This is a genomic window from Okeania sp. SIO2B9, assembly GCF_010672505.1.
GTDB classification, from domain to species: Bacteria; Cyanobacteriota; Cyanobacteriia; order Cyanobacteriales; family Microcoleaceae; genus Okeania; species Okeania hirsuta.
Genome location: NZ_JAAHGK010001298.1, coordinates 1 through 2,116, shown reverse-complemented (window position 1 = coordinate 2,116; position 2,116 = coordinate 1). Strand labels below are relative to the sequence as shown.

Here is a 2,116-nt window from a genome sequence, read left to right as displayed (position 1 = left end):
AGGAGAAAAAGAGAAAATATTGGTATTGGGGGTATTGATAATTTCAGTATTTATTTGGTACTGTCGGTACTGTCAGTCCTTAAATTTTATTTATAACTGACCCGTCCGCAATTCGTAGCTCACCCGGAGGGATAACATGATATAATATAGAGAAAATAAATGAATATAAAAACTACTCAAACAAATTCTTTTTCGTTAAAGATAAATATTCTCAAGCTGAAAAATGGTTAGATAGAGTTAATTCTTAAAAGAGCGATCGCTAACCTGATCTAAAATATAAAATATACCTTTTCCGACAAAACATGAGCAAAACCCAAACTCAACTACTCACAGAAACTTGGATAACAGCAACTTGGGAACAATACATCCAAACTCTTGAAGACCCAAGTTATGAAAAAGCCAAAGTTTACTACCACAAAGGAAAACTCAGAATAGAAATGTCACCATTAGGAAATGACCACGCTAGTGACCACACAGTTATCATTACTGCAGTTGGTCTCTTTGCTGCTACCAAAAACATTGATCTAAATGGTAAAGATAATTGTACCTACCGCAAAACAGGATATCAAGCAACTCAACCCGATGTTTCCTATTACATTGGGGAAAATGCTGATGTTATTCCTTGGGGAAGTTCTATTATTGACCTAGATATTTATCCCTCACCAACTCTAGTTATTGAAGTTGCCAATACTTCCCTCCCTGATGATAAAGGGGAAAAGCGTTTGCTGTACGAAGCACTGAATATTGCTGAATATTGGATAGTTGATGTCCAGAATGTAGAAATTATTGCCTTTGCTGTTGCTGACGGTGGTAGTAGAAAAATCGATCGGTCTCAAGTTTTGCCTGGTTTAGACATTTCTTTATTAGAGGAAGCACTTCAGCGCACTCGTCAAACAAATCAAACTCAAGTTTATGCTTGGTTATTAAATCAGTTTCAAAATAGGGAGTAGGGAAATGAATCATGGATAATGAAAACTATCTCTAATTAGGGTTTGCGCTCAAAAGTCTTTTAGTAGGGGTAGGAGACAACCCACCCCTCGCCCCTCCCCCTCCCAGGAGGGGAGACATGGGAATGAGCGAGGAGGTAGGAGTAACAATTGTCAATTTGGGATTTTTCTGCCCAACTATGAGCTTAAAATACGCTCCATGCATGAGCATAAACAGCTGAAAAATTTGCACTGCAATTCGACCCCAAAAAGGCACTTGTCTTTATATGTCAATGCTTTTAGATTTATTCAGCAGAGCAATAATTATCAATTATCCATTATCCGTTGGTAATGAGAGACTTTAAATCTCTAGGGATTAATTATTAATTATTAATAATTAATTATCATACAATATCTTTCCTCTTCTGAAACCAAATAGTAAAGCCTAAATAAATCAGCGAATGTAAACATAAAGCTCCCCAACTTATCCCTAAATTTTCCCAGTTAAGGTTGTAAACATCTGAACCAGAAAATGGTAATGGAACGGTACTTCCATTTGGTAATTTAGTTGCTTCTGGCACCATATTATTAACATTTACAAGTGCCCCATAAGCAGCTACAGACCAACGACTTAACATTAGCCAAGAAAATTTACTAGCTATACCTGTCATTTCAAATAAAACACCAGAAAAAATAATTTGAGGTAGCAATATTAAGGGTAAAGCACTATTAGCTTGAGAACCATTTTTCACAATAGATGAAATCATTAATCCCAGACTAATACAGCTTATTAATGTTAAAAAAGTGGTAATACTAACTCCTATAGGCCATGAAATTAATTCTGGCTGGGGATTTTCAAATCCCAGTATTACTACTACTACTATTAATAGAGTTTGCAGAGTTGCTAATAATCCTAGAACTATTAATTTTGAGCTGAGATAAGCAAATAATCCTAAGTTAACTAATCTTTCCCGAATATAAATAGCTGATTCTTTGACTATTTCTTGCAGAGAACTAGACAGACTAACCCATAAACAAGCACAGGTAAATACAAATAATACTCGCAAAGCTAAAGGAGCTAAGGTAGGTTCTGGGTCGCCAATTAATGGATTTTTATCTCTAACTGCAAATAAAATTAAACTAATACCAATAGGGGCAGTAAATAAAGCTAAACCTAAGTTAATGGGGTA

The 2,116-nt window shown here is 35.4% G+C and carries 2 protein-coding genes; one reads left to right on the top strand and one right to left on the bottom strand.

Annotation, left to right across the window (positions count from 1 at the left end; all coding sequences use genetic code 11):
- Positions 1–302: 302 nt before the first annotated feature.
- Positions 303–950: a Uma2 family endonuclease gene (locus F6K13_RS30050; RefSeq protein ID WP_124143278.1), complete on the top strand. Its 648-nt coding sequence runs from the start codon at positions 303–305 to the stop codon at positions 948–950.
- Between the two features lie 380 nt (positions 951–1,330).
- Here F6K13_RS30050 and F6K13_RS30045 read toward each other — a convergent pair.
- The coding region (locus tag F6K13_RS30045) for an ABC transporter permease (RefSeq protein ID WP_287289407.1) at positions 1,331–2,116 on the bottom strand (786 nt) is incomplete at its 5' end.